This window comes from Pseudomonas sp. P110(2024), assembly GCF_057480795.1.
In genome coordinates, this window is sequence record NZ_JBLIYT010000002.1 from 441,354 (window position 1) to 466,358 (window position 25,005).

Consider the following 25,005-nt stretch of genomic DNA (forward strand, 5'->3'; position numbering starts at 1 on the left):
GAACGGCCGCAGAACCACGCGAGGGAGATCGGTGGGCCTATCCCGTGACAACGGACGCCCCACCCCACGAGGAACCAAAGTCGGTGAGATCATGATCGATTGGGCAAAAGAAAAGGCGACCCTTGTGGGGTCGCCTTCGGATGTGAATGAGGCTGTAGTCGCTGCGATTCTTTAGTTTCCGGATCTACGATCCTTAAGGTCAGAACCCAGTCAAATCAACGGCCATATGGTGGGGCCTATCGACTGTCCCTACGTCAGTGAGTGCCAGCTTCACTGCTGCCGGATTCGGGGGGCCAATTACTGGCAAGCCATGCCCAAATATGCGCGTTTGCAGTCCTCGGTGCTCATTCTCGAAGATTTGCCTGGATAGGTCAAACCACCGGTACTCGGTAATTTGTTTCAGCGGGCGGCTCGCTTGCCCTGGGCCTATCGCCTTTTTCGAGACACAAAAAAGGCCTGCATAATTGCAAGCCTTCTTGATATCTGGTGCCGGAGACAGGAATCGAACCTGCGACCTTCGCGTTACGAGTGCGCTGCTCTACCGACTGAGCTACACCGGCGTGTTGCGCAACGTACCATTGCCGTGCTCGTTACGCAAACCCCTGTTTCACCTCACTTTCACGGCGCCTTGCAGCCATTCGGCGCGAGGTCTTCCTCCACCGTGGTCACGCAGCTCCACCCTGCCTGGGTGCGGGCCAGGGTCACGGTCTTGCCCAGCACATTGGCCGGTGCGTCGGCCAGGGTGCAGGCGATGCTGGCGGTGCCGTCGGCCGCCGTGCCGCTGGCGGTGATCGCGCAATGGGCGGTGGCGGGCTGGCCGCCGAGGCTGGCGACGTCGGGCACGTCCTTGCCTTCGTTCAGGCGGATGTCCATCGGCGTTTTCAGCGCGGAGATTTCCAGCAGCGCCGCCGCGGCTTTGGCCCGGGCCTGGTGGTTGGTGTACATGGGGATGGCGATGGTCGCCAGGATGCCGATGATCGCGACGACGATCATCAGTTCGATCAGGGTGATACCTCGTTGCCCTTTCATGAACGGTCTTCCTTCGTAATACATGGAGGCGCGGTCGGCGCATGTTCATCTTTTCGGCGCCCCGGCCGGCAGGCGCGCAGTAGGCCTGAACCGACACCTTTTGTCACCCCTGCACGGCAGGGCGTCATCTTCGCTGAACTACTCTAGTGAGCGTCATGGAAACGCGCCCGCCCTCGGGCCCGGCAAGCTGTTACGGGGCTTGTCGCCGCACTGCAAAGGACCTTCGCATGCCACCGTCTACCCGCCTCTACGCCTGGGAGGGCATCGATGCCTCCGGCGCTCGTCAACACGGCCAGCAACCGGGGCGCAGCCCGGCGTTCGTGCAGGCGTGGCTGCAACGCCAGGGCATCCGGGCCACGCGGGTGAGGTTGGCGGGTGGGTTGCAGTGGCGCTGGCCGCAGCGGGCGGGCAAGGCGGATGCGCCGGGGTTCAGTCGGCAGCTGGCGACCTTGCTGACGGCGGGGGTGCCGTTGTTGCAGGCGTTCGAGGTGATGGCGCGTAGCACGGTGGACAGTGGTATGGCGGCGTTGCTGGCACGGTTGAAGCAGGATGTGGCGGCGGGGCTTGGGCTGGCGGAGGCGTTGCAGCGGCACCCGGCGTGGTTCGATGCGCTGTACTGCAACCTGGTGCGGGTGGGCGAGCAGTCGGGCACGCTGGACCGGCAGCTGGAGCAGATGGCGGGGATGCTGGAGAAGCGCCAGGCGCTACGGCAGAAGGTGCGCATGGCGATGCTGTATCCGGCGTTGTTGCTGCTGACCGGGCTCGGGGTGGCGGCGTTGTTGTTGCTGGAGGTGGTGCCGCGCTTTCAGGGGCTGTTTGCCAGTTTCGACAAGGCGCTGCCGGCGTTCACCCAGTGGGTGATCGATTTATCCACAGGGCTGGGCAATCACGTGGGGTGGCTGGTGCTGTTGATAACTGTGTTGGGGGTTGGCGGGCGGGAGGTTTATCGGCGGCATCTGCCCGCACGGCTGTGGATGGTGCGCTGGGGGCTGCGGGTGCCGGTGGTTGGCACCTTGCTCGGGCAGGCGGCGTTGGCGCGGTTTGCGCGCAGCCTGGCGACTTCTTATACAGCCGGCGTGGCGTTGCTGGATGCGCTGGCAACGGTGGCGCCGGTCAGTGGTAACTGCCTGCATGAGCGGGAGATCCTGGCGTTGCGCCAGGGCGTGGCCAATGGGGCGAGCCTGCAACAGGCGATGGAGGCGGAGGGGCTGTTCCCGCCGCTGCTGCGCCAGCTGGTGGCAGTCGGCGAGGCCAGCGGCACCCTCGACACCATGCTGGACAAGGCCGCGCTACATTACGAAGAGCAGGTGAGCCAGGCGCTGGAGCAGTTGACCACGCTGCTGGAGCCGGCCATCGTGCTGATCCTCGGGCTGCTGGTGGGGGGCCTTGTCGTGGCGATGTACTTGCCGATCTTACAGTTGGGTAGCCTGATCTGAATATGAATGCCTGGGCCGTAATCGTCGATCATCCGCCGTTCTTCTATGCCCTGGCCGCGGTGCTGGGGTTGCTGGTGGGCAGTTTTCTCAATGTGCTGGCGTATCGGCTGCCGCTGATGCTCGAGCGCCAGTGGCAGCGCGAGGCGCAGGAGGTGCTGGGGCTGCCGCAGGCCGAGCACGAGCGTTTCGACCTGTGTTTGCCGGCGTCACGCTGCCCGCATTGCCAACGCCCGATCCGGGCGTGGGAAAACATTCCGGTGCTGAGTTACCTGGCCTTGCGCGGGCGTTGCTCGGGGTGCAAGGCGCGGATCAGTGCGCGTTATCCACTGGTGGAGCTGGCCACTGCCCTGCTGTCACTGCTGGTGGCGTGGCATTTCGGGCCGGGGGTGGAAGCGCTGGCGGTGATGCTGCTGACCTGGGGGCTGATCGGCTTGAGCCTGATCGATGCCGAGCACCAGTTGCTGCCGGATGTGCTGGTGCTGCCGCTGTTGTGGTTGGGGCTGGTGGTCAACGCCTTCGGGTTGGTGGTGCCGCTGGCCGATGCGGTGTGGGGCGCGGTGGCGGGTTACCTGAGCCTGTGGACGGTGTACTGGGTGTTCAAGCTGGTGACCGGCAAGGAGGGCATGGGCTTTGGCGACTTCAAGCTGCTGGCCATGCTCGGGGCCTGGGGCGGTTGGCAGATTTTGCCGCTGACCTTGATGCTGGCCTCGCTGGTCGGAGCGCTGATCGGGCTGACGCTGGTGCGTTTGAAGCGCACGCAAATGGGCGCTGCGTTGCCTTTCGGGCCTTATCTGGCTATTGCGGGGTGGATCGCATTGCTCTGGGGTGATGAAATAGTCGCTTCTTACCTGCAACTGCTTGGAACCTGATGAGCACAGCGCCTTTCACCCCCTGGATTCTCGGCCTGACCGGCGGCATCGGCAGCGGCAAGAGCGCCGCCGCCGAGCGTTTCGTCGAGCTGGGCGTGCACCTGGTCGATGCCGACCAGGCCGCGCGCTGGGTTGTCGAGCCAGGGCGCCCTGCCCTGGCAAGCATCGTCGAACGCTTCGGCCCGGGCGTATTGCTTGAGGACGGCCAGCTCGACCGTGGTGCCCTGCGCCAGCAGATCTTCGCCGATCCTGCGCAACGGCAATGGCTGGAGCAGCTGCTGCACCCGCTGATCGGCCAGGAGATCTTCAGCTACCTGGCCAAGGCCGAGACGCCCTATGCGGTGTATGTGTCGCCGCTGTTGATCGAGTCGGGGCAGTTCAGCAAGACCCAGCGCATATTGGTGATCGATGCGCCGACCGAGTTGCAGGTGCAGCGCACCCTGCAGCGGGACAACACCAATCCTGAGCAGGTGCAGGCGATTCTCAAGGCCCAGCTGGCCCGGGAAGAGCGCCTGCGCCATGCCGATGACGTGGTGGTCAATGATCGTGACCTGCAATCGCTGCACGACGAGATCGACCGTCTGCACCACTTTTACCTGACTTTGCGAGGAGGCCAGCCATGAGCCAGCCGATGACCGTTGATTGCCCGACCTGTGGGGCGCCTGTGGAATGGGGGGAGAAGAGCCCATTCCGGCCGTTTTGCTCGGACCGCTGCAAGCTGATCGACCTGGGGGCCTGGGCGGCCGAGGAGCATAAGATCGCGGGGGCGGAAGAGTCCGAGGACGAGCTGTATTCGGGGGATCTGGAGCCGCGGCACTAAGCTGGGCTTGGTGGTGTGAGCACCACCGCAATCGCGGGGCAAGCCCGCTCCCACGCCGGTCGTCCATTAACTGGGAGGCCGGCGTTCAAGCCTCAGACATTTCTTACCTGTTAATCAGACCGCGCTGAATTGGCGCTCGCTCCATCCATTGGCATCGTTCGATGCACCAGCCATTCTCCTTGCTGCTGGTGATCTGAGCAGGACGCCAACATGCCAGAACTGTATTTCATCGCTTACGGATTGGTGGCAGGCGTACTGCTCGACTGGCTGTGCCGCCCTAAAGTGTTGCGAAGGGCTGTGTACATCATCTTCATGGTGGTCGGCATCTCCACTTGCTCCCAATTGGGTGAACGACAAGTGCTGCAGCTCGATGGCGGCCTGTGGGGGATGTTGTTCATGCTGGTCGGCCAGCGCTTGCTGTTCAAACGCTCACGCTATTTCGTGATGATTCGGATTGAGACGACAGGCCGAGGTCACTCAATCGCGGGGCAAGCCCGCTCCCACGCCAACCCTCGCCCATGCGTCATCCATCGATATTGCTACGAACGACTTTCTGTAGGTGAAGGTTATCGTGGAGGAAACAACGTGGGAGCGGGCTTGCCCCGCGATCACCGGCAAAGCCGGTGCCATTCACTTCATTTCTCCTCATCCTTCCACGGTGCCTGCAGGTAACGGCTGCGGTTGAACGTCTCCAGCCACTCGGGGCAGAACACCACCAGGGCACTGATCACAGTGCCGTTGATGAATGCCTCGGGGAACATCATCAGCCACAGGTAGCCAACAAAGTCGCTCAGCCACTCCGGCATGGCGAACCGCTCGTCCATCCACAACACCCCCAGCCCGGCCGCCAGGCATACCAGCACGGTCAGCGCGGCGGGGAAAAAACCGCAACAGAAGATATACACGAACAGGTTACGCGGCTGGGCGCGCTCGACCAGGATCGCGCACACCTCGGTGACCAGCACCGGCAAGCCGACGATCAGCAGGCCGTTTACACCGATGGCGGCAAGGTCCTGGCGGCCGAGCAGCAACAGGCCAAGCTGAGCCAGGAAGCCACCGAGCACCGCCAGCGGCCAGTCCAGCAGCAGGGTCACCGCGGTCATGCCGATGAAGTGATACGACACGCCGGTATCGAAATCACGCCGCACCAGCCACAGCACGAACAGGCAGAACACCGTGCCGAACAGCAGGTGCTGGCGGCGGGTATCGGTAAACAGCTCCACCCAACGCGTGCGGCTGGCGGCCCAGACCAGCAGGGGCACGTAACCGAGCCAGCCAAGGGTGAGGCTGGTGCTGGACAAGACCTGTGCGCTGATCACCTGAACAATATCCCTGTCGGCCATGTGGACAAGCCTGAGTCTACACCCATTCTCCCTTTCGTCCGGTTGCTATAGGCTGACACCTCCTTTCACTGCAGGACGCATCCCCGATGACTGAAGGCATCAACCTGCCCTTGCTGCTGGGCGCGCTGTTCAGCGCCATCGCGGGGGTACTGCACCTGATGGTCATCGCCGTGGGGCCGCGCTGGTACCGCCTGTTCGGCGCGGGCGAGCGTATGACCCGGGCCGCCGAACAAGGGCGCGCCTACCCTGCCCTGGTCACCGTGGCGATCGCGACGGTGCTGCTGATCTGGGCCGCCTACGCGCTGTCGGCGGCCGGCATGATCGCACCCTTGCCGTTGCTGATGCCGATCATCTGCCTGATCACCCTGGTGTACCTGGCCCGTGGCCTGCTGGGCCCGTTGTTGCTGGCCGGCACCGGACGCAGCCGGCGTTTCATCGCGGTCAGTTCGGCGATCTGCCTGGGCGGCGGGTTGCTGCATTTGCTCTGCGTGTTCCAGCAATGGCTGGTGCTGGGCTGATTCCCACGCACAAACAGCATCTTACCGTCATCAATTAGCGACTAAGCTTGTCCCCATGGATGACTCAGACTACCTGCGCCTGCTTACCATCCAGGCCGAACAAGCCAATGCGTTCCTGTCCAATGCCCGCAAATGGGAGCGCGAGCGTTGGGTCTGCCAGCGCCTGCTGCAAGGGCTGAACATTCCCTACCGCAGCGAGGACTTCACCCCGGCCGGGCAGGAGCCGCCGGACGTGCTGTTCCGCGACGCGGCATTCGAAGTGTTCTTCGTGCTCGACGAGGGCCGCCGGCTCAACGACGAGTGGCGCGAGGAGCTGCAACGGCGGCGCAGCGCGTTTTCCCTGGCCCAGTTGGTGCGCCGCGAGCAGCGGCCCCGAAGGATCAGCGCCCAGGAACTGCTGGCGCGCCTGGCGCCAACGCTGCGCAAGAAATCGCACAACTACCGCGAACGCGGGCTGGACCTGGGCGAGCTGGACATCATCGCCTTCGCCAGCCTCAAGCGCGAAGTGCTCGACCTCAACAGCCATTTCCCGCCGCCCACCGAGTACCTGCGCCAGGGTTGGCGCTCGCTGTCGCTGGTGGGGCCGACCTTCGCCCGGGTGCTGTTCGCCCATCCGGACGCGCCGGATTTCCTGCGCGGCAACCTGGGGCGCAGCATCGTGTTCGACGTAGGCATCAGTCTTTGATCCAGTGCCGAGTGTGTTTGCGTTCACGTACACTCGGCGCCAGGGATAGAAAGCATTATCATTCGATCCATGCGTTTGCGTGAACGCTGTAGCGTACACGCAGTCACAAACGTCTATCTGACGAGGCCCACCATGACCAGCCGCCTGAATCCCGAAGATCAGCGTCGCGTCGATGAGTATCTGAGTGCCCCCCAGCATCAAGTCGAGCGCAGGCCCTTCCGGCCGTTGCTGCTCCTGTTGCTGGTGGTGGCCGTGACCATCGGTCTGGGCCTGTTGAGCCGCCTGCTGAGTGGACTGGTGCTATGAGCTGCCTTGCGCTCGCCCGCCCCTCGTGCCGGATGCGGCCGGACCTTGTGTCCACGAATTCCGTAAAACTTGTGAGATATCCCCATGACTCATCGCATCGTGATTGTCGGCGGCGGCGCCGGCGGCCTGGAACTGGCGACCCGCCTGGGTAAAAGCCTGGGCAAGCGCAAACAGGCCGAGATCACCCTGGTTGATGCCAACCTGACGCACATCTGGAAGCCCCTGCTGCACGAAGTGGCGGCCGGCTCGCTGAACTCCTCGGAAGACGAACTGAACTACGTGGCCCAGGCCAAGTGGAATCACTTCAACTTCCAGATGGGCCGCATGAGCGGCCTGGACCGTGAGAGCAAGCAGATCCAGCTGGCCGCGACCCTCGACGACGAGGGCCGTGAGCTGCTGCCTGCGCGCACCCTCGGCTACGACACCCTGGTGATCGCCGTGGGCAGCAACACCAACGACTTCGGCACCCTGGGCGCGGCGCAGCACTGCCTGTTCCTCGACAGCCGCAAGCAGGCCGAGCGCTTCCACCAGCAGCTGCTCAACCACTACCTGCGTGCCCACGCGGGCGATGTGGCCAGCGAGCAGATCAGCGTGGCCATCGTCGGCGCCGGCGCCACCGGTGTTGAGCTGGCGGCCGAGCTGCACAACGCGGCCCATGAGCTGGCAGCCTACGGCCTGGACAAGATCCAGCCCAAAGACATGCACATCACTATCATCGAAGCGGGCCCGCGGGTGCTGCCGGCGCTGCCGGAGCGCATCAGCGTGCCGGTGCACAAGACCCTGGAAAAACTCGGGGTGACGGTGATGACCAACGCCGCGGTCAGCGAAGTGACCGCCGATGGCCTGAAGACCGCCTCGGGCGAAGTGATCCAGGCCAGCTTGAAGGTCTGGGCGGCTGGCATTCGCGCGCCGGGCTTCCTCAAGGACATCGATGGCCTGGAGACCAACCGCATCAACCAGCTGGTGGTGCGCCCGACCTTGCAGACTACCCTGGACGACAACATCTTCGCCTTCGGCGACTGCGCCGCCTGCCCGCAACCGGGCAGCGACCGCAATGTGCCGCCAAGGGCCCAGGCCGCGCACCAGCAGGCCTCGCTGCTGGCCAAGAGCCTCAAGCTGCGCCTGGAGAACAAGGCGCTGCCGACCTACGAGTACAAGGACTACGGCTCGCTGGTGTCACTGTCGCGCTTCTCGGCTGTGGGTAACTTGATGGGCAACCTGATGGGCAGCGTGAAGCTGGAAGGCTGGCTGGCGCGGATGTTCTATGTGTCGCTGTATCGTATGCACCAGATGGCGCTGTACGGGACCTTCCGCACCTTGATGCTGATGCTGGGCAGCAAGATTGGCCGGGGCACCGAGCCGCGTCTGAAGCTGCACTGAGGCTTCAAGATACTGGGGCTGCAGTGCAGCCCCAGCGATTCAACGCACCACGCGATACGTGCTCTGCACAAACCCGCTCTCGTAGCTGGTCGTCCTCATGTGCTGCAACAGCACATCCTTCGCCAACCCGCCGAACAACGGTATCCCCTGCCCCAGCAGCACGGGAATGCGGGTGATGGTCAGCTCGTCCACCAACCCCTCGCGCAAGAACCCCTGAATCAGCTTGCCGCCATCCAGGTACAGGCTTTTCGCGCCCGTGGCCTGCAGGTGCTCGAGCAACGCCGGGATCGGCCCCGGGTGCAGCTCGACGCGCTCTGGCACACCTCTGGGCAGCGCCTCGAGGGTACTGCTGACCACCACCACCCGGGTATCCGGATACGGCCACTCGCCAAAGGTCATGACCTTGTCGAAAGTGCCGCGCCCCATCACCAGCGTATCGACACCCGCCATGAACCCGGCATAACCATGGTCGTCAGCGGACTGGGTAGCGCCCATCAGCCAGTCGAGGCCGCCGTCTTCGCGGGCGATGTAGCCGTCCAGGCTGGTGGCGATGAAAACACTGGCTTTGAGTGGCATGCGCGGGCGCTCCTGCGGGCAAAGGCCACAGGGTAGCAAAGGGCGGGGAGATAAATCGCGGACAAAAGAAAAAGGGCATCTCAGTCGAGATGCCCTTTTTACATGGTGGGTCGTGTAGGATTCGAACCTACGACCAATTGGTTAAAAGCCAACTGCTCTACCAACTGAGCTAACGACCCGGAAAATGGTCGGGGTGAGGGGATTCGAACTCCTGACATCCTGCTCCCAAAGCAGGCGCGCTACCGGACTGCGCTACACCCCGAGATTGGCTCCGCGACCTGGACTCGAACCAGGGACCCAATGATTAACAGTCATTTGCTCTACCGACTGAGCTATCGCGGAACTGAACTTCGGTACATCTTTACTGCTTCGAAGTCTGTGTTAGCTTCGAACTCTTTAGCTGCTTCGCTTTCGCGTTGTCGCTGCTAAGGCCGGCTATTCTACATTCTTCGTTTTGCTTGTCAACCACTTTTTTTCGTTCAACTTACTGATTTGTAAGTTGTTTTGCGATCTCCGATGTTGCTGGTGATTCGCTCAGTGCCTGACAGCGGGGCGAATATTAGGGGCACTCTGATTTTTGTGCAAGCACTTTTTTCAAAATTTTCAGCAAGTTAGGTAGGAAGCCGGAAAATCAGGGGTTTGCGGCGCCTGCACTGGCCTTATCGCGGGGCAAGCCCGCTATGGCGTCGGGAAAGCCCACATAAAAAAGCCCCGCTTTCGCGGGGCTCTTCAACTACTGCCGTGATCAGGCGAAGACGATTTCCTCGCCCTGCACCTTCGCGGTGATCGCCGCACCCGGCAAGAACTCGCCAGACAGGATCAACTGCGCCAGCGGGTTCTCGATCCAGCGCTGGATCGCACGCTTGAGCGGCCGTGCCCCATACACTGGGTCGTAACCGACGGCGATCAGCTTGTCCAACGCCTCCGGGCTCAGGCTCAGCGACAGCTCGCGCTCGGCCAGGCGGCCACGCAGGCGGCCGAGCTGGATCTCGGTGATACCGGCGATCTGCTCGCGGCCCAGCGGCTCGAACACCACCACCTCGTCGATGCGGTTGATGAACTCCGGACGGAAGTGCGAACCCACCGCGTCCATCACCGCCGCGCGCTGCGCTTCGCGATCACCGGCCAGTTCCTGGATCTGCGCCGAGCCCAGGTTGGAGGTCATCACGATCACCGTGTTGCGGAAGTCCACGGTGCGGCCGTGGCTGTCGGTCAGGCGACCGTCTTCCAGCACCTGCAGCAACACGTTGAACACATCCGGGTGGGCCTTCTCCACCTCGTCGAGCAGCACCACCGAGTACGGCTTGCGACGCACGGCCTCGGTCAGGTAGCCGCCCTCTTCATAACCCACATAGCCTGGCGGTGCGCCGATCAGGCGAGCCACCGAGTGTTTCTCCATGAACTCGGACATGTCGATGCGCACCATGGCCTCTTCGGTGTCGAACAGGAACTCGGCCAGCGCCTTGCACAGTTCGGTCTTGCCCACGCCGGTAGGCCCGAGGAACAGGAACGAGCCGCTGGGGCGGTTCGGATCGGACAGCCCGGCGCGGGAACGGCGCACGGCGTTGGCCACGGCGGTCACCGCCTCGTCCTGGCCGATCACCCGCTCATGCAGCAGGCTTTCCATCTTCAGCAGCTTCTCGCGCTCGCCTTCGAGCATCTTGGCCACCGGGATGCCGGTCCACTTGGACACCACTTCGGCGATTTCTTCCTCGGTCACCTTGTTGCGCAGCAGCTGGTTGTCGGTCTTGCCGTGCTGGTCGACCATCTGCAGGCTGCGCTCCAGGTCCGGGATCACCCCGTACTGCAGCTCGGCCATGCGGCTGAGGTCGCCCTTGCGGCGCGCGGCTTCCAGTTCCTGGCGCGACTGCTCGATCTTCTGCTGGATCTGCGCCGAGCCCTGCACCTCGGCTTTTTCCGAGGCCCAGATCTCCTCGAGGTCGGCGTACTCGCGCTCCAGGCGGTCGATTTCCTCGGTCAGCTTCTCCAGGCGTTTCTTCGCCGCTTCGTCCTCTTCTTTCTTCAGCGCCTGGGATTCCACCTTCAGTTGGATCAAGCGACGGTCGAGGCGGTCGAGCACTTCCGGCTTGGAGTCGATCTCCATGCGGATGCGGCTGGCCGCTTCGTCGATCAGGTCGATGGCCTTGTCCGGCAGCTGGCGGTCGGTGATGTAGCGGTGGCTGAGCTTGGCCGCGGCGATGATCGCGCCGTCGGTGATGGCCACCTTGTGGTGCACTTCATAGCGTTCTTTCAGGCCCCGCAGGATGGCGATGGTGTCTTCCTCGCTCGGCTCCTCGACCAGCACCTTCTGGAAACGGCGCTCGAGGGCGGCGTCCTTCTCGATGAACTGGCGGTACTCGTTGAGCGTGGTGGCACCGACGCAATGCAGCTCGCCACGGGCCAGGGCCGGCTTGAGCATGTTGCCGGCATCCATGGCGCCTTCGCCTTTACCGGCGCCGACCATGGTGTGCAGCTCGTCGATGAACAGGATGATCTGGCCTTCCTGCTTGCTCAGTTCGTTGAGCAGGCCTTTGAGGCGCTCTTCGAACTCGCCACGGTACTTGGCGCCAGCAATCAGCGCGCCCATGTCCAGGGCCAGCAGGCGCTTGCCTTTCAGGCCATCGGGCACCTCGCCGTTGATGATGCGCTGGGCCAGGCCCTCGGCGATGGCGGTCTTGCCCACGCCGGGTTCGCCGATCAGCACCGGGTTGTTCTTGGTGCGGCGTTGCAGCACCTGGATGGTGCGGCGGATCTCGTCGTCACGGCCGATCACCGGGTCCAGCTTGCCCTCTTCGGCGCGCTTGGTGAGGTCAACGGTGTACTTGTCCAGGGCCTGGCGCGATTCCTCGGCATTGGCGTCGTTCACCGCCGCGCCGCCGCGCAGGTTGTTGATGGCGTTCTCCAGGGCCTTCTTGCTCACGCCCTGGCCGAGCAGCAGCTTGCCGACCTTGCTGTTCTCGTCCATGGCGGCGAGCAGCACCAGCTCGCTGGAGATGAACTGGTCACCCTTCTGCTGGGCCAGGCGGTCGGCCTGGTTGAGCAGGCGTGCCAGGTCCTGGGACATGTTCACATCGCCCGTGGGGTTCTGGATTTTCGGCAGTTGGTCGAGCTCCTTGGTCAACGCCTTGCGCAGGCTGTTGATGTCAAAGCCGACCTGCATCAGCAGCGGCTTGATCGAGCCGCCCTGCTGGTCGATCAGCGCCTGCATCAGGTGCAGGGGCTCGATGGCCGGGTGGTCCATGCCCACGGCCAGGGATTGGGAGTCGGATAATGCCAGTTGCAGCTTGCTGGTCAGTCGGTCTATTCGCATGGGGGATACCTTCCTTTAAAGGGCAGGCGGAGCGATGGACAGCACCTGTAATGAAGAACCTGCCTGAGATGACCAATACATAAGGGTGATTCTGGAAGATTCAAGCGTAGCGGGGTTGACAGAGGTCAGCACCAGTGACGTCAGGCAACATGGGAGCGTAAGGTCAGCGCGGCTGCAACCAGACCAACGAAGCAAAGCGCCCACCCTGCGGGGTGCGGCGATAAGAGAAGAAACGCGAGTCGCTGACCGTGCAGAACCCGCCACCATAAACGGCGGTAACGCCACGCGCCGCCAGGCGGATCCGCGCCAGCTGGTAGATATCGGCCATCAGCTTGCCCGCACGCTCGCCCTCGACAAACGCCTCAGCCGCCTCGGGATGCACGGCAGTGAAGGCATCGCGCACTTCCAGCCCCACCTCGAACGCCTGCGGCCCGATGGCGGGCCCCAGCCACACCAATACCTCTTCAGGCGCCAGCGCCAGGCGGTCAAGGGTGGCCTCCAGCACGCCACCGGCCAGCCCGCGCCAGCCGGCATGGGCGGCCGCGACACGGGTACCGGCGCGGTCGCAGAACAGTGCAGGCAGGCAATCGGCAGTCATCACAGTGCAAGCGATGCCCGGCTGGTCGGTCCAGCTGGCATCGGCTTCGGCAACCACGGCGGGGTTGGCGTCGGCCACCACCAGCCCATGCACCTGCTTGAGCCAGGCGGGCTGGATGGCGAATTCGTCACTCAGGCGACGACGGTTCTCGGCGACCGCCTGCGGGTCATCGCCCACGTGGTCACCGAGATTGAAGGAGGCGTAGGGCGGCAGGCTGACGCCGCCCTCGCGGGTGGTGACACAGGCGCGAACCGAGGCCGGGGCCGGCCAGTCGGGAAGGATCAGCGACTGCGCCAGGCCACTCATCCGATGAAGCTCTCGCGGTCCTGGTCAAGCAGCGACAGCAGCCACTGGAAGTCGTCCGGCAACTCCGACTTCCATTCCATGCGCTCACCCGTGGTCGGGTGGTCCAGCGCCAGGAAACGCGCGTGCAGGGCCTGACGCGGGAAGTGCTTGACCGCCTCGACCATGGCCACGCTGGCGGCCGGCGGGATGCGGAAGCGTGCACCGTAGGTCTGGTCGCCGACCAGCGGATAGCCGACATGGGCCATGTGCACACGGATCTGGTGGGTGCGGCCGGTTTCCAGCTTGACCCGCACATGGGTGTGCGAACGGAAGCGCTTGAGCACGCGGTAGTGACTGACGGCCGGCTTGCCGCCCTCGGTCACCGCCATGCGCTGGCGCTCGCCGCCGTGACGGCCGATCGGCGCGTCGATCTTGCCGCCGGCGATCACCACGCCGACCACGATGCACTCGTAGATACGGCTGACCGAACGTTTTTGCAGCTGGTCGACGAGGTTGGTCTGCGCCTGCAGGGTCTTAGCCACCACCATCAGGCCGGTGGTGTCCTTGTCCAGGCGGTGCACGATGCCGGCGCGCGGCACGTTGACGATGTCCGGGACATGGTGCAGCAGGGCGTTGAGCAAGGTGCCGTCGGGGTGACCGGCCGCCGGGTGGACCACCAGCCCGGCAGGCTTGTTGATCACCAGGATCTGGTCGTCCTCGTAGACGATGTCCAGCTCGATGTCCTGAGCCACCCATTCGCCCTGGGCCTCCTGCTCGGCTTCGAGGGCCAGGATGGAGCCGGTGTGGACGGTGTCGCGCGGTCGCAGCACCGCGCCATCGACGGTCAGGCGGCCATCCTTGATCCACGAGGACAGGCGCGAACGCGAGTACTCGGCGAACAATTGGGCGGCGACCTGGTCGAGGCGTTGGCCGCCCAGTTCGGACGGGACCTCTGCGCTAAGTTGAATGATCTCGGACATGCTCGAATCGACGGGCGTTCAGCCTTTGGTTTCGGCTGCGCGCTTGTGGTTAAATACGGCTTCTTTTGCCCCGGGGTTTGGCCGGGGGCGCTCATCATAACAGGACGGCACCGCCCAAGACAGCGGCCGTCAAAGGGACGCAAGCCGCCATGCAAGTGAAACACCTGCTGCTGATCGCCATCCTCGGGCTCACCGCTGCCTGTTCCTCGAACAAGGAAGTCATTGACGAGAACCTCAGCGAGGCCGAGCTGTACCAGCAGGCGCAGGCCGACCTGGACAACTCCAGCTACACCAGCGCCGTGAACAAGCTCAAGGCCCTGGAATCGCGCTACCCGTTCGGCCGCTACGCCGACCAGGCCCAGCTCGAGCTGATCTACGCCAACTACAAGAACTCCGAGCCCGAGGCCGCAAAATCCGCCGCCGAGCGCTTCATCCGCCTGCACCCGCAGCACCCGAACGTCGACTACGCCTACTACCTCAAGGGCCTGACCTCGTTCGACCAGGACCGTGGCCTGCTGGCGCGCTTCCTGCCGCTGGACATGACCAAGCGTGACCCGGGCGCCGCCCGCGACTCGTACAACGAGTTCGCCCAGCTGACCAGCCGCTTCCCCAACAGCCGCTACGCCCCGGATGCCAAGCAGCGCATGATCTACCTGCGCAACCTGCTGGCCTCCTACGAAATCCACGTGGCCAACTACTACCTGAGCCGCGAGGCCTATGTCGCCGCCGCCAACCGTGGCCGCTATGTGGTGGAGAACTTCCAGGAAACCCCGTCGGTGGGTGATGGCCTGGCAGTGATGGTCGAGTCGTACCAGCGCATGCACCTGGACGAACTGGCGGCCACCAGCCTCGAGACTCTCAAGCTCAACTACCCGGACCACCCGAGCCTGGTCGATGGCCAGTTCATCACCAAGGTGGACGAAAACGGCAACCGCTCGTGGCTGTCCAAGGCCACCCTGGGCCTGATCGACACCCAGGCGCCGCTGCCACCGGGCGAGACCCGCGCCAACCAGGACGTGGTCAAGCAGTTCCAGGATGCTCGCTCGGAAATGCCCGAAGAGCTGCTGCCCAAGGACGAGAACGGCGACCCGATCCTGCCGGAAGGTCCGAAGGAAGCCGAGAAAGACCGTTCCTGGTTCAGCTACATGACCTTCGGTCTGTTCGACTGATACCACGCACACAAAGAAAGGGAGGCCCGAGGCCTCCCTTTTTTCATGCCTGCGTCCTAGACTGTCGGCTTCTTTTCTCGACAAGCTGGACACCATGGTTCGCCTACTCTTCTGGATCGCCCTGATCGCCGCCGCGTTCTGGCTGTGGCGCAAGTTCAAGACCAGTCAGCAATCACCTGCCGAGCCGCGCCTGCAGGATCCGCTGAAGATGGTGCGCTGCGCCCATTGCGGCGTTCACCTGCCCAATGACCGGGCGTTGTCGCGGGGCCAGGAGTGGTATTGCAGCCAGCAGCATCTGGAGCAAGGGCCAGGCCAGCAACGCTGACCGACGCGCAGCCCGGAAGGGCTGTGCAATCTCCTACCGTGAATAGGCATGAGCCCTATGCGCTCAGCCCAACCGCCCCCCAGGCGCATACGGCGCCGGATCGATGATCGGCTCGCGCCCCAGCAGCAAATCACCGAACAGCTGGCACGACGCCGGCGCCAGCACCAGCCCGTTGCGGTAATGCCCGCAGTTCAGCCATAGCCCCTCATGCCCCGGCACCGCGCCGATGTACGGGATGCCTTCCGGCGACCCTGGGCGCAGGCCAGCCCAATGCCCCACCACCTCGGCATCCGCCAGCGCCGGCAGCAACTCCACCGCCGAGGCCTTCAGGCTCGCCAACGCATCACCGGTCGGGGTTTTGTCATAGCCGGCATGCTCCAGGGTACTGCCCACCAGGATATGCCCGTCGCGGCGCGGGATCGCATAGCGCCCCTTGGCCAGGACCATGCTCGGCAAGAAGTCCTCGGCGCACTTGAACAGGATCATCTGCCCCTTCACCGGCTCCACCGGCAGCGTCAGCCCGAGGGTCTGCAGCAGGTCACCGCTCCAGGCTCCGGCGCTGAGCACCACATCGTCGGCGGCGATCACTCCGTCCTCGGTCTGCACACCGGTAACGCGGCCACCTTCATGGACGAAACCGCTGATCTGGCAATGCTCGCGCAGGGTCACGTTCGCCAGCGCCTGCAGCGCGGCCTTCAGCGACTTCACCAACCGCGGGTTGCGCACGTTGGCCACGCCTGCCATGTAGATGGCATGGCGGTAACCCGGACCAAGCACCGGCACGGCGTCATAGGCCGCCGAGATATCCACCGCACTGAGCGGGCGATGCTCGCGAGCGGCCCAGGCCAGGGCCTCGGCTTCGTCTTCCAGATCCAGCCAGTACAGGCCGGTGGTGTGCACCTCGGGGTCGACCCCGGTGCTGGCGAACAGACGCTCGCCCAGCTGTGGATAAAAATCCTGCGACCAGTGTGCCAGGGCGGTCACCGCCGGGCTGTAGCGCCACGGGTACAGCGGCGAGACGATCCCGCCACCGGCCCAGGACGACTCCCGACCCACCTCGCCCTGGTCGCACACCACCACCTGATCGACATCCGCCGCCAGGTTGAACGCGGTCAGCAGGCCGATGACACCGCCGCCGACAATCACTACTTGCTTGCTCATGGTTCGATCCAACACCTGAAGTAATTCCACGGTGCCTGGGCACCTCATGATCTTCAGCTTCCCCAGCACGCCTGGTCGCCCGCGCCCGTGTTATCGCGCACGCCCGCCTGATCGAGCAGGAAGTCGCCGCAGCGGTCATCCGCCATGAAGGCTTCGGGTGTGCGGCTGGCGCGCAAGCTGAAACGGTCAGTGTCGCGCCAGGCCTGCAGGCGGTAGTAGCGCGTGCCCGCGGGCAACACGGTGCTCAGTTGCTCGTTGTCGGCATAACCGCCCACGCGTGCGCGGTGCTGCTCCAGGCGCAATGCCGCGTCCTGCAGCAGGCCGACCGCTTCGCTTCGTGCGGCGCGGCGCAACTGGTCGCTGTAGCTGGGGTAGGCAATGGCTGCCAGCATGCCGATCAGCGCCACGACAATCAATAATTCGATCAGACCAAGGCCGCGCTGCATCTCAGCCCTCCCCCAGGCGCTGGCGCCAGCTGATCCGTTTCACCGCGCCGTCACCGTCGATGGCATAGACCGCCTCCAGCAGTTGCCGCCCGCGGGCTTGAAGGCCCACCGCCGTCACCCGGACCAGCGTCAGCCTGCCCCCGACGGGCTGACCCGCGACACGCAGGCTGTCTCCCAGGGTTTGCAGGTAAACGAAGCCACTGCGGGTCGCCAGCCAGGGTGGAGAAGACTGCGTATCAGGTGGACTGGGTGGCGGACAGGCCTGGCATCGGGGCGGGATGCCGCCTGCAAGCAGTTCTGCGCCCTCGATCAAGGCCGCCTCCGCCTGCTCGAAGGCTCGCGCGCCGGCCAACTGATCGCCTGCCTGACGTTGCTGCAAAAGCGCCTCGCGCAGGGCCAGGGTTGCCAGCAGGCCGAACAGCAGGCTCAGGCTCAACGCCAGCAACAGTACGATACCGCGCTGGCCCGTCACGACCCGGCTCCCGGGTTGCGCAAGGCCACGCTCAGTGAATGGTGCTGTTCAAGCCCGTGCTGCCGGTCATGCAAGGTCAGGCGGATATCCAGCCGCTCGCCCGCTCCCGCCTCGACACGGCTGACCTCCAGCGCCCGCACCTGGTCGATGAGGCTGGCATGCTGCGCATTGCTGGTGAGCATCAGGCTGCCGTTGCGCACCCGGTAGGTTACCCGACGCACCGGCAGCGCCAGCAACTCGCCGTCCCCGACGTGCTGCCCGGGCTGCACGCGCGCCCAACTGCGGCAGTCGCTGAGCACGGTCCAGTCCGGGCTGCCGAGCAACCCGGGCAACTCGGCGCCAACCAGGGTCAGGCTGTCGCCCGTGACCTCAATGGGCGACGCGAAGGCCTGGGCCGCGCCAGGATCGGCGAAGTCCTCGGCCTCAAGACGCAGGCAACCGAACATCCCCGCCTGGCGGATATCCTCGGCCATTCGCTGCAAGGCCAGGCGCGCGTCATCCTGCAGGCGCGCCGCCGCGCCCTGCAGTCGCCAGGCCTGATACGCCGAGACGAACACCTGGCCAGCTGCCACCAGCAGCATCAGGCCCAGTGCCAGGGCCAACAGTGCCTCGACCAGGCCCAGCCCCGTCTGCCGACGCCTCATGGCAGCACCCTGCCCTGCACGCTCAGCGACTGCCGCCCCTCGCCCATGCCCGGCCAATCGACGTCCAGCACCAGCACGCCCCCGGCCAGGTTCATGCGCCCCTGCGCCGCACCACCGAGCACCTGGGTCAGACGCAACTGCCAGGCCGCTTCCTCGCCCGCCTCGATCGCCTCCGCTGCCCTCACGCGCTCCAACATGCCCTGGGCCAGTTGTAACGCCTGCCCTTCCCGCCGCGCCCCCTCGACCGCCTGCAGCCCGCGCAACTGCAAGGCCGCCGATGCAAACAGCCCCAGTGTCAGCACCGTGACGGCCAGCAGCACCTCCAGCAGCGTCATGCCCCTTTCCCTCACGTCCATTGCCCCTCCTGGGATCTTTCCTCGCCCACAACACGAACCGGCCGACTGGCGCCCTTGCCAGGCACCCTGGAAGCTACAGAGAAGCACTTCCAGGGAGGAATGCAGCGTGGGGCAACAAGGCGTAACACTGATACAAATGATGTTCGCACTAGGCGTGCTGAGCCTTCTGACACACCAGGGCATATCGGCCTACAGCAAGTTCAGCGATGAGCTTTACGTCGGTGCCGTGGCCAGGGAGCTGGCGCAGACCCTGCGCGGCGCCCGCAACCAGGCAGCGCTGAGACACCAGGCCGTGCTGGTCAGGCCACTGGAGGAAGATTGGGGCAAAGGCTGGCGGGTGGTGCTGGAACAGGATGGCGAACGGTTACAGGAACATCGCCTGCACAGGCCGCTGAAGATTGCCACGACCTCGTACCGGGTCGTGAGGTTCAGCGCCCGGGGGGCGCCGCTGGGGGTGGGCTTCGTCGGCACCACGCTGGACATCTGCCCGCGCACCACCCTCGACAGCCGTCATCAGGTGGTGCTCAGCCCCAGTGGCCGGGTCAGCCTGCGCAGCGACGAGGGCCGCCGCTGTGCACCGGACTGACTCAGATCGAGCGAACCCGCAGCTCCTTGGGCATGGAGAAGGTGATGTTCTCCTCGCGCCCGTCGAGCTCTTCGGCGCCGGTCGCGCCCCAGGCCTTGAGCTGGTCGATCACGCCACGCACCAGCACCTCGGGCGCCGAGGCCCCGGCGGTGATGCCGATGCGCTCGGCCCCGTCGAACCAGCTGCGTTGCAGGTCCTCGGCGCCGTCGATCAGGTAGGCCGGTGTGCTCATGCGCTCGGCCAGCTCGCGCAGGCGGTTGGAGTTGGAGCTGTTGGGGCTGCCGACCACCAATACCACGTCGCACTCGTCGGCCAGTTGCTTGACGGCATCCTGGCGGTTCTGGGTGGCGTAGCAGATGTCGTCCTTGCGCGGGCCGCCGATGTTCGGGAAGCGTTCGCGCAGGGCGTCGATCACCCGGCTGGTGTCATCCATCGACAGGGTAGTCTGGGTGACGAAGGCCAGGTGGTCAGGGTTGCGCACCTGCAGCCTGGCGACATCGTCCTCGTCCTCGACGAGGTAGATGGCACCGCCGTTGCTGGCGTCGTACTGGCCCATGGTGCCTTCGACTTCCGGGTGCCCCTCGTGGCCGATGAGAATGGTCTCACGGCCATCGCGGCTGTACTTGGCAACCTCGATATGCACCTTGGTCACCAGCGGGCAGGTGGCGTCGAACACCTTCAGGCCACGGCCGGCGGCTTCCTGGCGCACGGCCTGGGAAACGCCGTGGGCACTGAAGATGACGATGACGTCGTCCGGCACCTGGTCCAGCTCTTCGACGAAGATCGCGCCACGGTTGCGCAGGTCCTCGACCACGAACTTGTTGTGCACCACTTCGTGGCGCACGTAGATCGGCGGGCCGAAGACTTCCAGGGCGCGGTTGACGATCTCGATCGCCCGGTCGACCCCCGCGCAGAAGCCGCGCGGGTTGGCGAGTTTGATTTGCATGCTCGGCTCCAGGCTCACACGGCCTTCACGTCGAGGATCTGCACCTCGAAGCTCAGGGTCTTGCCAGCCAGTGGATGGTTGAAATCGATGGTCACCTGGTTGTCGTCGAACGCCTTGACCACGCCTGGAAGCTCGGTGTTGGCGGCGTCGTTGAAGATCACCAGCAGCCCTTCGGACAGCTCCATGCCTTCGAACTGCGAGCGCGGCATCACCTGCACGTTCTGCGGGTTGTGCTGGCCGAAGGCGTTCTCAGGGGCGATGGTCAGCTTGCGCTGGTCACCGGCCTTGAAGCCGAACAGGGCCGTCTCGAAGCCCGGCAGCAGGTTGCCGTCGCCGACCTTGAACACGGCCGGGGCCTTGTCGAAGGTGCTGTCGACGGTGTCGCCGTTTTCCAGGTGCAGCGCGAAGTGCAGGGTGACTTCGGTGTTCTGGCCAATGCGGGTCTCAGTCATGGACGGCTTCCTCGGACTTCTTGCTCTTGAACATGTCCAGCGCCAGCATCACCGCGCCCACGGTGATCGCGCTGTCGGCCAGGTTGAAGGCCGGGAAGTAGTAGCGGTTCTGCCAGTGCACCAGGATGAAGTCGACCACATGGCCCAGCACGACGCGGTCGTACAGGTTACCCAGCGCGCCGCCCAACACCAGGGCCAGGGCCACGGCCAGCCAGGTCTCGTTGCGCCCCAGGCGCTTGAGCCAGACCACCAGCACGGCACTGACCACCACGGCAATCAGCGCGAACAGCCAGCGCTGCCAGCCGGAGCTGTCGGCCAGGAAGCTGAACGCGGCGCCGGTGTTGTAGGCCAGGGTCCAGCTGAAGTAGTCGGGAATGACCACGATCTGCTGGTACATGGTCAGCGCGTTGTCGAAGTACAGCTTGGTGGCCTGGTCAAGGACCAGGACCACCAGGCTCAGCCAGAGCCAGGCAAGGCGCCCGAAGCGCCCTGCAGGAGCATTAGGCATAGTGGCGCACCTCACCCGAACCGCTCAGGTTGTCGACGCAACGGGCGCAGATCTCCGGATGCTCCGGGTGGCTGCCCACATCGGCGCGGAAGTGCCAGCAACGGCCGCACTTGGCATGGCCGGACTTGACCACTTTCAGCTTGAGTCCTTCGACTTCGGTTGTCACGGCATCGGCCGGCGCCTGGACGAACGGCACCACGCTGGCGGCCGAGGTGATCAGCACGAAGCGCAGCTCGTCGCCGAGCTTGCTCAGGTCGGCGGTCAGGCCCTCTTCGGCGAACAGGGTGACTTCGGCCTGCAGGTTGCCGCCGATGACCTTGGCGGTACGCTGGTTTTCCAGCTCCTTGTTGACCGCGGCTTTAACGGCCATCACGCGATCCCAGTAGGCACGGTCCAGCTCGGCGTCGGCCGGCAGCTCGGCCAGGCCCTGGTACCAGGTGTTGAGCATCACCGACTCGTTGCGCTCGCCCGGCAGGTACTGCCAGATCTCGTCGGCGGTGAACGCCAGGATCGGCGCGATCCAGCGCACCAGCGCCTCGCTGATGTGGTACAGCGCGGTCTGGCACGAGCGGCGGGCAACACTGTTGGCGCCGGTGGTGTACTGGCGGTCCTTGATGATGTCGAGGTAGAAGCCGCCCAGCTCCTGCACGCAGAAGTTGTGGATCTTCGAGTAGACGTTCCAGAAGCGGTACTCGCTGTAGTGCTCTTCCAGCTCGCGCTGCAGCAGCAGGGTGCGGTCGACCGCCCAACGGTCCAGGGCCAGCATGTCTTCGGCCGGCAGCAGGTCACGGGCCGGGTCGAAGCCGGACAGGTTGGAAAGCAGGAAGCGCGCGGTGTTGCGGATGCGGCGATAGGCATCGGCGCTGCGCTGCAGGATCTGCTCGGAAACCGCCATCTCGCCGGAGTAGTCGGTGGCCGAGACCCACAGGCGCAGGATGTCGGCACCCAGGGTGTCGTTGACCTTCTGCGGCTCGATGGTGTTGCCCAGCGACTTGGACATCTTGCGGCCGTTCTCGTCCACGGTGAAGCCGTGGGTCAGCAGCTCGCGGTACGGCGCGTGGCCGTCGATGGCGCAACCGGTGAGCAACGAGGAGTGGAACCAGCCACGGTGCTGGTCGGAGCCTTCCAGGTACAGGTCGGCGCGCGGGCCGGTGGCGTGGCCGATGTCGTGGGAGCCGCGCAGCACGTGCCAGTGGGTGGTGCCAGAGTCGAACCACACATCGAGGGTGTCGGTGATCTTGTCGTACTGGCCAGCCTCGTCACCGAGCAGCTCGGCAGCGTCCAGCTTGAACCAGGCCTCGATGCCTTCCTGCTCGACGCGCTTGGCGACTTCTTCCATCAGCTCGACGGTGCGCGGGTGCAGCTCGCCGGTCTGCTTGTCAAGGAAGAACGGGATCGGCACGCCCCAGTTGCGCTGACGCGAGATGCACCAGTCCGGGCGGTTGGCGATCATCGAGTGCAGGCGCGCCTGGCCCCAGGCCGGAACGAACTTGGTCTCTTCGATGGCCTTGAGCGCGCGCTCACGCAGCGGCTCGCCAGTGCTCGGTTGCTTGTCCATGCCGACGAACCACTGCGCGGTGGCGCGGTAGATCAGCGGGGTCTTGTGGCGCCAGCAGTGCATGTAGCTGTGGCTGATGGTCTCGGTGTGCATCAGCGCACCGACTTCACTGAGCTTTTCAACGATGGCCGGGTTGGCCTTCCAGATGAACTGGCCGCCGAAGAACGGCAGCGACTCGACATACACGCCGTTGCTCTGCACCGGGGTGAGGATGTCGTCGTTGACCATGCCATAGCGCTTGCAGGTGACGAAGTCGTCTTCACCGTAGGCTGGCGAGGAGTGCACCACGCCGGTACCGGCGCCCAGCTCGACGTAGTCGGCCAGGTAGATCGGCGACAGGCGGTCGTAGAACGGGTGGCGGAAGTTGATCAGTTCCAGGGCCGAGCCTGGAGCGGTGGCGATGATCGAGCCTTCCAGGTTGTAGCGCTTGAGGCACGACTCGACCAGCTCTTCGGCCAGCACCAGCAGGCGCTCGCCGGTATCGACGAGGGCGTACTTGAAGTCCGGGTGGATGTTCAGCGCCTGGTTGGCCGGGATGGTCCACGGGGTGGTGGTCCAGATCACGATGGCGGCGGGCTTGGCCAGCGCGCCCAGGCCAAAGGCGGCGGCCAGCTTGTCGGCATCGGCCACCGGGAAGGCGACGTCGATGGTCTGGGATTTCTTGTCGGCGTACTCGACCTCGGCTTCAGCCAGGGCGGAGCCGCAATCGAAGCACCAGTTCACAGGCTTGAGGCCCTTGAACACGAAGCCCTGCTTGACCATCTCGGCCAGGGCGCGGATTTCACCGGCCTCGTTGGCGAAGTTCATGGTCTTGTACGGGTTGTCCCAGTCGCCCAGCACGCCCAGGCGGATGAACTCGGTCTTCTGCCCTTCGATCTGCTCGGCGGCATACTCGCGGCACAGCTCGCGGGTACGGTCGGCAGTCAGGTGCTTGCCGTGGGTGACCTCGACCTTGTGCTCGATCGGCAGGCCGTGGCAGTCCCAGCCCGGCACATACGGCGCATCGAAACCGGACAGGGTCTTGGAGCGGACAATCATGTCCTTGAGAATCTTGTTCAGCGCATGACCGATGTGGATCTTGCCGTTGGCATAGGGCGGGCCGTCGTGCAGGACGAACTTCGGACGATCCTTGCCAATCTCGCGCAGCTTACCGTACAGGCCAATACTGTCCCAGCGCTGCAGGATCTGCGGTTCGCGCTGAGGCAGGCCGGCCTTCATGGGGAAGGCGGTGTCCGGAAGGTTAAGCGTGGCTTTGTAGTCGGTCATTTCAGGCTCTTCGTTAGCGGTTGAGCGTGCCAGTGGGCACGTGCGGCGGCGATGTCCGCGTCGATCGCCGACTTCAGCGCCTCCAGGGAGGCGAAACGCTGCTCTTCACGCAGCTTGTGGTGGAATTCCACCGTCAGGCGCCGGCCATACAGGTCGCCGGCGTAGTCCAGGAGATGAATCTCCAGGTGAGGACGCCCGTCACCGGCGACGGTGGGGCGCACTCCGATATTGCCGACACCCGGCCAGGCCTTGCCGTCGATTTCGATGCTGGCCAGGTAGACCCCGGACAGCGGCACGCGACGGCGCTTGAGCTGGATGTTGGCGGTGGGGGTGCCGAGCTGGCGGGCCAGCTTCTGGCCATGCAGCACGCGCCCGGTGATACGGTACGGACGGCCCAGCAGGTGCTCGGCCAGCTCGAAGTCGCCTTCGGCCAGGGCCTTGCGCACTTCGGTGCTGCTGACCCGCAGGCCGTCCTGGATCACGGTGTTGGCCGCCTCGACGGTGAAGCCGTGGCGTTTGCCGGCCTCGGTGAGGAAGGCGAAGTCGCCGGCGCGGTCGCAGCCGAAGCGGAAGTCGTCACCCACTTCGAGATGGCGCACACCCAGGCCATCGACCAGCACCGCCTTGACGAACTGCTCGGCGCTGAGCTGGCTCAGGCGCTGGTTGAACGACAGGCACAGGACGCGGTCGATGCCCTCGCCGGCCAGCAGCTCGACCTTGTCGCGCAGGCGGGCCAGGCGCGCCGGAGCGCTCTGCGGGGCGAAGTACTCGCGCGGCTGCGGCTCGAAGATCACCACGCAGGTGGGCAGGCCCAGCGCCTGGCCGCGTTCGCGCAGGCGTGCGAGGATCGCCTGGTGGCCGCGGTGGACCCCGTCGAAGTTGCCAATGGTGGCGACACAGCCCCGGTGCTCGGGGCGCAGGTTGTGAAGACCTCGAACCAGCTGCATAACGCGCTTCTTGCTCATAAAGTGGCCGATTATA

The 25,005-nt window shown here is 64.8% G+C and carries 27 protein-coding genes, 4 tRNA genes and 1 pseudogene; 12 read left to right on the top strand and 20 right to left on the bottom strand.

What is annotated here, in order from left to right:
* Positions 1-484 precede the first annotated feature (484 nt).
* Together AC25ND_RS04925 and AC25ND_RS04930 are read right to left on the bottom strand one after the other, a co-directional pair.
* A tRNA-Thr gene (locus AC25ND_RS04925) sits at positions 485-560 on the bottom strand.
* Positions 561-618: 58 nt separating this feature from the next.
* Positions 619-1,029, bottom strand: a complete 411-nt coding sequence (locus AC25ND_RS04930; protein WP_062575174.1) for a pilin — start codon at positions 1,027-1,029, stop codon at positions 619-621.
* 227 nt (positions 1,030-1,256) lie between these two features.
* Here AC25ND_RS04930 and AC25ND_RS04935 point away from each other — a divergent pair, with 227 nt between their 5' ends.
* The 5 genes from AC25ND_RS04935 to AC25ND_RS04955 all read left to right on the top strand — a co-directional run bounded on the left by AC25ND_RS04935 (position 1,257) and on the right by AC25ND_RS04955 (position 4,826).
* Positions 1,257-2,465: a type II secretion system F family protein gene (locus AC25ND_RS04935; RefSeq protein WP_486976144.1), complete on the top strand. Its 1,209-nt coding sequence runs from the start codon at positions 1,257-1,259 to the stop codon at positions 2,463-2,465.
* A gap of 2 nt (positions 2,466-2,467) precedes the next feature.
* Positions 2,468-3,334, top strand: a complete 867-nt coding sequence (locus tag AC25ND_RS04940; RefSeq protein ID WP_486976145.1) for a prepilin peptidase — start codon at positions 2,468-2,470, stop codon at positions 3,332-3,334.
* Positions 3,334-3,957: a dephospho-CoA kinase gene (coaE, locus tag AC25ND_RS04945; RefSeq protein WP_028689885.1), complete on the top strand. Its 624-nt coding sequence runs from the start codon at positions 3,334-3,336 to the stop codon at positions 3,955-3,957. The genes AC25ND_RS04940 and coaE overlap by 1 nt, the downstream gene beginning before the upstream one ends.
* Positions 3,954-4,154, top strand: coding sequence for a DNA gyrase inhibitor YacG (yacG, locus tag AC25ND_RS04950; protein WP_011535705.1), 201 nt, complete (start codon positions 3,954-3,956; stop codon positions 4,152-4,154). The genes coaE and yacG overlap by 4 nt, the downstream gene beginning before the upstream one ends.
* Before the next feature lie 210 nt (positions 4,155-4,364).
* Positions 4,365-4,826 carry a hypothetical protein gene (locus AC25ND_RS04955; protein WP_486976146.1) on the top strand — a complete coding sequence of 154 codons (462 nt, stop codon included), beginning with the start codon at positions 4,365-4,367 and terminating at the stop codon, positions 4,824-4,826.
* Here the strand turns inward: AC25ND_RS04955 and AC25ND_RS04960 are convergent.
* Positions 4,790-5,497, bottom strand: coding sequence for an energy-coupling factor ABC transporter permease (locus tag AC25ND_RS04960; RefSeq protein ID WP_028689887.1), 708 nt, complete (start codon positions 5,495-5,497; stop codon positions 4,790-4,792). The two genes, AC25ND_RS04955 and AC25ND_RS04960, sit on opposite strands and share 37 nt — an antisense overlap.
* A gap of 86 nt (positions 5,498-5,583) precedes the next feature.
* Between AC25ND_RS04960 and AC25ND_RS04965 the strand changes: the two genes are divergently transcribed.
* The 4 genes from AC25ND_RS04965 to AC25ND_RS04980 all read left to right on the top strand — a co-directional run bounded on the left by AC25ND_RS04965 (position 5,584) and on the right by AC25ND_RS04980 (position 8,386).
* On the top strand, positions 5,584-6,015 hold the full coding sequence (locus AC25ND_RS04965; RefSeq protein ID WP_486976147.1) for a hypothetical protein: 432 nt from the start codon (positions 5,584-5,586) through the stop codon (positions 6,013-6,015).
* Positions 6,016-6,070: 55 nt separating this feature from the next.
* Complete coding sequence (locus tag AC25ND_RS04970; RefSeq protein WP_028689889.1) at positions 6,071-6,700, top strand: DUF1780 domain-containing protein; 630 nt, start codon at positions 6,071-6,073, stop codon at positions 6,698-6,700.
* 132 nt (positions 6,701-6,832) lie between these two features.
* On the top strand, positions 6,833-7,006 hold the full coding sequence (locus AC25ND_RS04975) for a DUF3094 family protein (RefSeq protein WP_050703672.1): 174 nt from the start codon (positions 6,833-6,835) through the stop codon (positions 7,004-7,006).
* Positions 7,007-7,090: 84 nt separating this feature from the next.
* A complete protein-coding gene (locus AC25ND_RS04980) occupies positions 7,091-8,386 on the top strand; it encodes an NAD(P)/FAD-dependent oxidoreductase (protein ID WP_186594159.1) in 1,296 nt (431 codons plus the stop codon).
* A gap of 39 nt (positions 8,387-8,425) precedes the next feature.
* Here the strand turns inward: AC25ND_RS04980 and AC25ND_RS04985 are convergent, their stop codons facing one another.
* The 7 genes from AC25ND_RS04985 to rluD all read right to left on the bottom strand — a co-directional run bounded on the left by AC25ND_RS04985 (position 8,426) and on the right by rluD (position 14,135).
* Positions 8,426-8,962: a dihydrofolate reductase family protein gene (locus AC25ND_RS04985; RefSeq protein WP_088851382.1), complete on the bottom strand. Its 537-nt coding sequence runs from the start codon at positions 8,960-8,962 to the stop codon at positions 8,426-8,428.
* A 103-nt stretch (positions 8,963-9,065) separates the two neighbouring features.
* Positions 9,066-9,141: transfer RNA gene (locus tag AC25ND_RS04990), tRNA-Lys, on the bottom strand.
* 6 nt (positions 9,142-9,147) lie between these two features.
* Positions 9,148-9,224, bottom strand: a tRNA-Pro gene (locus AC25ND_RS04995).
* 4 nt (positions 9,225-9,228) lie between these two features.
* Positions 9,229-9,304, bottom strand: a tRNA-Asn gene (locus AC25ND_RS05000).
* A 403-nt stretch (positions 9,305-9,707) separates the two neighbouring features.
* Positions 9,708-12,272, bottom strand: coding sequence for an ATP-dependent chaperone ClpB (clpB, locus tag AC25ND_RS05005; protein WP_069016171.1), 2,565 nt, complete (start codon positions 12,270-12,272; stop codon positions 9,708-9,710).
* Positions 12,273-12,435: 163 nt separating this feature from the next.
* On the bottom strand, positions 12,436-13,176 hold the full coding sequence (gene pgeF / locus AC25ND_RS05010; protein ID WP_028689893.1) for a peptidoglycan editing factor PgeF: 741 nt from the start codon (positions 13,174-13,176) through the stop codon (positions 12,436-12,438).
* Complete coding sequence (gene rluD / locus AC25ND_RS05015) at positions 13,173-14,135, bottom strand: 23S rRNA pseudouridine(1911/1915/1917) synthase RluD (protein WP_028689894.1); 963 nt, start codon at positions 14,133-14,135, stop codon at positions 13,173-13,175. Before rluD ends, pgeF begins: the two co-directional genes overlap by 4 nt.
* A 149-nt stretch (positions 14,136-14,284) precedes the next feature.
* On the opposite strand from rluD, the gene AC25ND_RS05020 reads away from it, so the two are divergent.
* Together AC25ND_RS05020 and AC25ND_RS05025 are read left to right on the top strand one after the other, a co-directional pair.
* The gene (locus AC25ND_RS05020; RefSeq protein ID WP_486976148.1) at positions 14,285-15,304 is read left to right on the top strand and encodes an outer membrane protein assembly factor BamD; all 1,020 of its coding nucleotides are present in this window, start codon (positions 14,285-14,287) and stop codon (positions 15,302-15,304) included.
* A gap of 94 nt (positions 15,305-15,398) precedes the next feature.
* Positions 15,399-15,629, top strand: coding sequence for a PP0621 family protein (locus AC25ND_RS05025; protein WP_028689896.1), 231 nt, complete (start codon positions 15,399-15,401; stop codon positions 15,627-15,629).
* Between the two features lie 63 nt (positions 15,630-15,692).
* Here AC25ND_RS05025 and thiO read toward each other — a convergent pair whose 3' ends face one another.
* The 5 genes and pseudogenes from thiO to AC25ND_RS05050 form a co-directional block, all read right to left on the bottom strand.
* Positions 15,693-16,790 (bottom strand): glycine oxidase ThiO, encoded by a 1,098-nt coding sequence (thiO, locus tag AC25ND_RS05030; protein ID WP_213884103.1) that lies wholly within the window; start codon positions 16,788-16,790, stop codon positions 15,693-15,695.
* 53 nt (positions 16,791-16,843) lie between these two features.
* Positions 16,844-17,236, bottom strand: a complete 393-nt coding sequence (locus AC25ND_RS05035) for a type IV pilin protein (protein ID WP_028689898.1) — start codon at positions 17,234-17,236, stop codon at positions 16,844-16,846.
* A gap of 1 nt (position 17,237) precedes the next feature.
* Positions 17,238-17,708: a hypothetical protein gene (locus tag AC25ND_RS05040; protein WP_486976149.1), complete on the bottom strand. Its 471-nt coding sequence runs from the start codon at positions 17,706-17,708 to the stop codon at positions 17,238-17,240.
* On the bottom strand, positions 17,705-18,352 hold the full coding sequence (locus AC25ND_RS05045; RefSeq protein ID WP_088851385.1) for a PilW family protein: 648 nt from the start codon (positions 18,350-18,352) through the stop codon (positions 17,705-17,707). The genes AC25ND_RS05040 and AC25ND_RS05045 overlap by 4 nt, the downstream gene beginning before the upstream one ends.
* Before the next feature lie 179 nt (positions 18,353-18,531).
* A pseudogene (locus tag AC25ND_RS05050) lies at positions 18,532-18,708 on the bottom strand (prepilin-type N-terminal cleavage/methylation domain-containing protein); the annotation flags it as partial.
* 136 nt (positions 18,709-18,844) lie between these two features.
* Here AC25ND_RS05050 and AC25ND_RS05055 point away from each other — a divergent pair.
* Positions 18,845-19,294 carry a GspH/FimT family pseudopilin gene (locus AC25ND_RS05055; RefSeq protein ID WP_051555643.1) on the top strand — a complete coding sequence of 150 codons (450 nt, stop codon included), beginning with the start codon at positions 18,845-18,847 and terminating at the stop codon, positions 19,292-19,294.
* Position 19,295: 1 nt separating this feature from the next.
* Here the strand turns inward: AC25ND_RS05055 and ispH are convergent, their stop codons facing one another.
* From ispH to ribF, 5 genes are read right to left on the bottom strand one after another with little or no spacing between them, the layout of a single operon-like run.
* Positions 19,296-20,240: a 4-hydroxy-3-methylbut-2-enyl diphosphate reductase gene (ispH, locus tag AC25ND_RS05060; protein ID WP_028689902.1), complete on the bottom strand. Its 945-nt coding sequence runs from the start codon at positions 20,238-20,240 to the stop codon at positions 19,296-19,298.
* A gap of 14 nt (positions 20,241-20,254) precedes the next feature.
* Complete coding sequence (fkpB, locus tag AC25ND_RS05065) at positions 20,255-20,692, bottom strand: FKBP-type peptidyl-prolyl cis-trans isomerase (RefSeq protein WP_028689903.1); 438 nt, start codon at positions 20,690-20,692, stop codon at positions 20,255-20,257.
* A complete protein-coding gene (lspA, locus tag AC25ND_RS05070; RefSeq protein WP_028689904.1) occupies positions 20,685-21,200 on the bottom strand; it encodes a signal peptidase II in 516 nt (171 codons plus the stop codon). Before lspA ends, fkpB begins: the two co-directional genes overlap by 8 nt.
* Positions 21,193-24,024 (bottom strand): isoleucine--tRNA ligase, encoded by a 2,832-nt coding sequence (gene ileS / locus AC25ND_RS05075; RefSeq protein ID WP_062363903.1) that lies wholly within the window; start codon positions 24,022-24,024, stop codon positions 21,193-21,195. Before ileS ends, lspA begins: the two co-directional genes overlap by 8 nt.
* Positions 24,021-24,971 (bottom strand): bifunctional riboflavin kinase/FAD synthetase, encoded by a 951-nt coding sequence (gene ribF / locus AC25ND_RS05080; RefSeq protein ID WP_028689906.1) that lies wholly within the window; start codon positions 24,969-24,971, stop codon positions 24,021-24,023. The genes ileS and ribF overlap by 4 nt, the downstream gene beginning before the upstream one ends.
* Positions 24,972-25,005 lie beyond the last annotated feature (34 nt).